This is a genomic window from Blastocatellia bacterium (genome assembly GCA_035275065.1).
GTDB lineage: Bacteria > Acidobacteriota > Blastocatellia > UBA7656 > UBA7656 > DATENM01.
This window is the reverse complement of the sequence record DATENM010000026.1, coordinates 1-6,988: the sequence shown is the minus strand read 5'-3', so window position 1 is coordinate 6,988 and position 6,988 is coordinate 1. Positions and strand designations below refer to the sequence as shown.

At 58.1% G+C, this 6,988-nt stretch carries 3 protein-coding genes; all 3 read left to right on the top strand.

Features of this window, described 5'->3' with window-relative positions; translation table 11 throughout:
* Positions 1-328, top strand: a 328-nt coding sequence (locus tag VJ464_04725; GenBank protein HKQ04410.1) for a phosphopantetheine-binding protein, incomplete at its 5' end; no start/stop codon positions are given.
* Positions 329-439: 111 nt separating this feature from the next.
* Positions 440-2,458 carry a carbamoyltransferase C-terminal domain-containing protein gene (locus VJ464_04720; GenBank protein HKQ04409.1) on the top strand — a complete coding sequence of 673 codons (2,019 nt, stop codon included), beginning with the start codon at positions 440-442 and terminating at the stop codon, positions 2,456-2,458.
* 208 nt (positions 2,459-2,666) lie between these two features.
* Positions 2,667-6,988, top strand: a 4,322-nt coding sequence (locus VJ464_04715; protein HKQ04408.1) for an amino acid adenylation domain-containing protein, incomplete at its 3' end; no start/stop codon positions are given.

Genomic DNA, 6,988 nt, shown 5'->3' with positions numbered 1-6,988 from the left:
GCCGGCGCCGCAAGGAGATGCGTATGTGGCGCGGGAATACGAAGTGCCGGTGGGCGAGAGCGAGACGGCGCTGGCGAAGATCTGGGCCGATATGCTGAAGGTGGAGCGTGTCGGGCGCTACGATAACTTCTTCGAATTAGGTGGCCATTCGCTCTTAGCGACGCGTGTCGTGAATCGCATTCGGACGACGTTGGGGGTTGAATTCTCCGTGCGGATATTATTTGAAGCCCCGACATTGTCTGAGATGGCAAAGCGGCTCAAGAGTCCTGAAGTTGCGCGCCTACCGTTGCGTCCGATCATGCCGCAGTTTGGAATCCAACCTGAATAGACCAATGCCTTCCCTTGAAGAGGCGCTGCCCGTCAATCCTTCAGCCTTGCCGAGCCTGACTAATAAGTCGCTCTGGTGTGGGTGTGTGAACCGATGGAAGGAGAGTAAAAAATGCTGGTATTAGGTTTTCATGGCGGTCATAGAAGAGTCGATGAAGATGGCAGAGACGGCTTTTCCTCGCATGATAGCGCGGCAGTGCTGGTCAGAGATGGTGAGGTCCTGGCGGCGATTGAAGAAGAGAGATTGAATCGAATCAAGCATTCAAACTGCTTTCCCTCCCTGTCAATCCGCTATTGTCTCGACCGATATAATCTCACGCTCAATGACGTGGACTTGATCGCCAATAATGTTGAGGAGACCTGGCAGGGGTTTTATGCCAAGAGCTTGTTTCTTGAAGGCCGGGAGTCTCATATTCGACCTGATGGGCGGGGCTTCGTCGCCTCGTTATACGAGCGGGAGTTTGGCTTCGATGTAACCAAGAAACTCCGATTTTGTGGGCACCACCTTGCCCATGCCTGGAGCGCCTATGTCCCCTCTGGGTTCACCAACGCCTTGATTCTGGTTCTTGATGGGGATGGGGACAATCTTTCCGGGATGGTGCTCCAGGGTGAGGGGCCGAAACTGATCCAGTTGGATGAGTTCGGCATGGACCAATCGCTTGGCATTCTCTATCAGAAGCTCATTAACTATCTCGGCTATCACCGCTTTGACGAGTACAAAGTCATGGGCCTGGCCCCTTACGGCGATCCGAACGTTTACGCCAAGGTCTTCGAGAAATGCTATCGGTTGTTGCCGGACGGTAATTATTCGCTCGCTGGCCCTCTGACCTGGCTGGCGAACTTTGATAACGCCGGGCTAGTGGCGGCTGCCAGGCGAAAAGGCGATCCATTCACCCAAGTGCATAAAGATGTCGCCGCCGCCCTCCAGGCGATGCTTGAAAAGATTGTGCTTCACATCTTGACCCATTATCAGAAGGTGACCAAACAGACCAATCTCTGCCTGGCGGGAGGAGTCGCTCACAACTGCACCCTGAACGGCAAGATCCTATACTCAGGGTTGTTTAAGCATGTTTTTGTCCAACCGGCGGCGCATGACGCCGGGGGCGCGCTCGGCGCAGCTTATAGCGTGCTCAGCGAGCACCTGCGACCGCTCCGAGTAATGAAGATGGACGCTCTCTACTTCGGAACTGACATCGGGGATGATGAATCAATTGAGAATATCCTGAAATCCTGGGGCGACTTCATTTCCTATGAGAAGGTCGATCAAATAGCGGTAAAGACCGCCCATCTTCTGGCCGCTGGTCAGGTAGTCGGATGGGCGCAGGGGAGATCGGAGTTTGGGCCTAGAGCGCTCGGCAATCGTAGCATTCTGGCCGATCCCCGCCCTGCGGAGAACAAACTATTGATAAATGAGATGGTGAAGAAACGTGAATCCTACAGGCCATTCGCGCCCTCAGTCCTTGAAGAGCGAGTGCGGGATTTCTTCGATGTGCCGGCGGAGCAGCCCGAATACCCCTTTATGATCTTTGTTGTGCGAACCCGCGAAGACCGACGGGATATTTTGCAGGCCGTCACTCACGTTGATGGAACGGCGCGCGTCCATTCCGTTTCGAGGACCACCAACCCGCTGTTTCATGAGGTCATCAGTGAGTTCGGCAAGCTGACCGGTGTGCCGGTGCTTTTGAATACCTCCTTTAATAATAACGTCGAGCCAATCGTGAATACGGCTGAGGAAGCCATCGTGGCCTACCTGACAACGGGTCTGAACTATCTGGCGATTGGCAGCTTCCTGGTTTGCAAGAAAGAGGGGGATCCATTGCCCCTGGTCTGCCAGCGACTAGCCATCCGTCTTCCTCGCTCACGAAGGCTGGTGCAAAGGCAGAGTGAAGCAGAGCGCGGGCGTGTGGAAGATGTTTTCGAGTTGGGGAGCACCGCAAGTCGTTATTTCTCTCAGCCGACAATCAGACTATCCAGGGAAATGTTCAGCATCCTTCAGAAGGCTGACGGGCGACAGACGCTTTCCGATCTGACCATTCAGGCGGGAATCTTGAGTGCTGATAGGATACAGAAATTATCTGCGGAACTCTTCGAGCTGTGGTCAAAGCGCGGGGTTATTCTCAGCCCGATTTGAAAATGTGAGTATTCGCCTGATGGATGTCGACTCGCCATGACTTGATAGCCGGCCATCGAAGCGCGGCGAGGTCCAGCATTCACCCGCCGCGCCTGTACGAACTAGAACGTGACTACCATTCGGAAAACCGCTTGAACCGACGAGGTCCAAGTGGTCGGGTCGAAGTGTGATTTAACGACTCAAGGCTTGGGATTTTGGAGGACTGATAATGGGGTTAGCTAAACGCGCGCCCGCGTCTGATGCACAACGGCGGTTGTGGTTTATCGACCGCTTAGAAGGGGTTGGTGCCGGTTACAACATTTTTCGAGCATGGCGACTGAAAGGTAAATTAGATCACGAAGCCATGAAGCGGGCGTTCGAAACGATTGTGGCGCGGCATGAGAGCTTGCGCACGCGTTTTGAGGAAGTGGACGGCGAGCCTGTGCAGGTAATTGCTCCCTTCATTTCTACAGAAATTCCGCTTGAAGATCTGAGCGCGCTGAACCCACCAGAGCAGCAGGAACGAATAAAAGAGGCAATACGGTGGGAGGCCGAGCAGCCGTTTGTTTTGGATTCCGGCCCCTTGGTGCGGACGAAGCTTCTGCGACTAGGCCCGGAAGATCACATCATGTTGCGAACCATGCATCACATTGTTTCAGACGCGTGGTCGGAATGGGTATTTAGCCGGGAGTTGAAGGCACTGTATGAGGCTTATCGAGAGGGGCTGGAAAATCCACTGAAGCCGCTTGCGGTTCAGTACAGCGATTTTGCCGTTTGGCAACGGGGTTTGGTTGAGGACGGACACTTTGAGGCAGGGCTGCGGTATTGGATGGAGCAACTGGCGGGGATACCAGACGGTCTGGAGTTGCCCACGGACCGGTCGCGCCCAACCGTGCTGAGCTTTGAGTCCGAAAGATGTGAGGTGGTGCTCGACAGGGAATTAGTCACCGCTCTAAGGCGGCTGAGTCAGACTCACAAAACAACTTTATATGTGACTTTGCTGGCGGCGCTTGGGGTGCTGCTGGCCCGCTATAGCGGTCAAGACGATATCGTGGTTGGCTCACCCATCGCTAACCGGCAGGATACCCAGTTAGAGGATTTGATCGGGTTCTTTGTGAACTCCCTGGCTATGCGAATGCGCCTAAGCCCGGAGATGACATTCCGCGAACTGCTGGCGCAAGTTCTGGAGACCGCGCTCGGAGCCTATGAACATCAGGATGTCGCCTTTGAGCAGGTTGTGGAGCGGCTTTCCCCGCAGCGGAGTTTGAACCGAACTCCTGTGTTCCAAGTCATGTTTGCGTTGCAGAATGCGCCGCAGGTCGCTCCGGAGTTGGATGGCTTAGCAGTGGATCTAATTGAGAGGGACGCGATCCCCACGCACTTTGACCTGATGATAGATGCGTTAGAGCGGGACGGGAGGATCAGGATTGATTGGTTATGCAAACGAGACCTATTTGACCGGTGGAGAATAGAGCAGATGGCGCGGCAGTACGTGTGTCTGCTGAATTCCGTGGTAGCGAATGCGAATCAGGAGATCGGGCAAATTGGAATCCTGGCTCCGGAAGACTTGCAACAGGTGGTGTATGAGTGGAACGCGACCAAGACCGACTACCCGAAAGATCAGTGCCTGCACGAGCTGTTCGAGCAGCAGGTCGAGCAGACTCCAGAGGCCGTGGCGGTCGTCTGCGGCCAGGCGCGGCTGACGTATGGCGAATTGAACCGCCGCGCCAACCAGCTCGCTCACCACCTGCGCGAGTTGGGCGTTGGCCCCGATGCCCGCGTCGCCATCTGCCTGGAGCGCAGCCCGGAGATGGTCATCGGCCTGCTGGCTATCCTCAAAGCCGGCGGCGCCTACGTGCCACTCGACGCGCAGTACCCCGCCGAGCGCCTGCGCTACATGCTCGAAGACAGCGCCCCGGCGGTGCTGCTGACACAAGGCCATCTGCGTGGGCTGGTAGAGACGGCGGCGGCTACCTGTGCGGTGATCGAATTAGCCGAGAACGCGCCATTCTGGAACGACGCTTCGGCAGGCGACATGGAGTCAACCAGCGGCGGCGTCAGGCCGGAAAACCTGGCTTACCTCATCTACACTTCGGGCTCGACGGGCAAACCCAAAGGCGTCGCCATTGAGCATCGCAATGCGAGTGCGCTGATCCATTGGGCAAACGAGGTTTTCATCGGTGAGGAACTCAATGGCGTACTGGCCTCGACTTCCATTTGCTTCGACCTTTCAGTTTTCGAGTTGTTTGTGGCCCTGAGCCGAGGAGGCAAAGTAATTCTGGTCGAAAATGCCTTGCAGTTGCTGAGCCTGCCCATGGCTAATGAGGTGAGTTTGATCAACACGGTTCCTTCGGCGATGGCGGAACTCGTGCGAGTGAGCGGTGTGCCGGCGTCGGTGTCGACCGTCAATCTGGCTGGCGAACCATTGCAGCCGCGCCTGGTCAACGATATCTACGCACAGAAAACCATCAAGCGGGTATTCGATCTTTACGGCCCTTCGGAAGACGCTACCTATTCCACGTGTGCCCTAAGACGCGTCATGGGACCGGCGACAATTGGTCGCCCGATCAGCAACACGCAAGTCTACCTGCTCGATTCACATATGCATCCGGTGCCGATGGGGGTGATCGGGCAATTATATATCGGCGGTGACGGCCTTGCGCGATGCTATCACCAGCGGCCTGAGCTAACAGCGGAGAAGTGGATTCCCAATCCATTTAGTGCGTCGCCGGGCGTGCGCCTATACAACACGGGAGACCTGGGGAGATGGCGAGCCGATGGAACGATAGAGTTTCTTGGGCGGAACGATTCTCAGGTGAAGGTTCGGGGATACCGCATCGAGTTGGGCGAGATCGAAGCGCGCTTAATTGAACACGATGAGGTCGGGGAAGCCGCGGTGATCGTGCGCGAAGATACGGCAGGGGATCGGCAGTTAGTGGCTTACTACACAGGCGCGGGAAACGGAGGGAGGACAGAAGAAGTTGCGGCGGAAGAGCTGCGGCAGCATCTGGCAGCGCGGCTGCCTGTTTACATGGTGCCCGCGGCGTACGTCAGGCTGGCGCGGCTGCCGCTGACGCCCAACGGCAAGCTCGACCGCAAGGCGCTGCCTGAGCCGGAGGGTGAGGCGTATGGAGTGCGTGGCTATGAGGAGCCGCAAGGGGAGATCGAACAGCGGCTGGCGGCGATCTGGGGCGAGGTGCTGAAGGTGGAGCGGGTGGGCCGCCACGACAACTTCTTCGAGATGGGCGGGCATTCGCTGCTGGTGGTGCGGGTGATCGCGCGGCTGCGGCAGGCGCTGAATATCGAGGTAGCAATTCGCGATCTGTTTGAGCATCCCGTGCTGGTCGATCTAGCCACTGCAATAGAGGTTGCCACACAGACCACGTTACCGGCCATCACGCCAGCTCAGCGCGTCGAGCATCTGCCCTTATCGTTCGCGCAGCAGCGGCTGTGGTTCCTGGCGCAGATGGGCGTCAGCCATGCCTATCACATCTTCTACGGCTGGCGGCTGAAGGGAGAGCTCGACCGCCGCGCGCTGCGGCGGGCGCTGGACCGCATGGTCGCCCGCCACGAGGCGTTGCGCACCACCTTTGTGACCATTGATGGCGAGCCGGCGCAGCAGATCACCCCGGCACAACAGAGCCGCTTCGATCTACAGGAGCACGACCTGCGCGACCGCCTAGACACCGAGCCGCAGATGGAGCGGTTGATCCGGGAGGAGGCGATCAGGCGGTTCGACCTGGAGCAGGGGCCGCTGATCCGCGGGCTGCTGATCGGCCTGGGTGAGAGCGAACATGGGCTGCTGATCACCATGCATCACATCGTCAGCGACGGCTGGTCGATGGGGGTATTTATCAAGGAGCTCCGAGCCTTGTATGGGGCATTCGCAGAGGGCCAAGAAGATCCATTGCCGGCGCTTGAGGTGCAGTACGCCGACTACGCGGTGTGGCAGCGGCAGTGGCTGCAAGGCGAGGTGCTCAGCAAGCAGGCGGAGTATTGGGAGAGGGAGTTGGCGGGAGCGCCTGGGCTGCTGGAGTTGCCGACCGATCACGTGCGACCCGCCGAGCAAGAGTACGAGGGCGGACGCGTGCCGGTGGCGCTGAGCGCGGAACTGAGCCGCGGGCTGAAGCAGATGAGTCAGCAGCAGGGGACGACCTTGTTCATGACACTGCTGGCCGGCTGGGGAGCGCTGCTGTCGAGGCTGTCCGGGCAGCAGGATGTGGTGATCGGCACGTCGGTGGCGAACCGCGGGCGAGTGGAGATCGAAGGGCTGATCGGGTTGTTCATCAATACGCTGGCGCTGCGGCTGGACATGTCGGGAACGCCGAGCGTCGAGGAGGTGCTGAGACGAGTCAAGCAGCAGACGCTGTCAGCGCAGCAGCATCAGGAGTTGCCGTTCGAGCAGGTGGTGGAGGTGGTGCGGCCTGAGCGTAGCCTTGCCCACAGTCCCCTGTTCCAGGTGCTCTTTGATTGGCAACAGAATGTCGGCGGAGGGAGGCTGTCGCTACCGGGCATTGAGCTGGAGCCGCTGAGGTCAGAGGCACCCGTGGT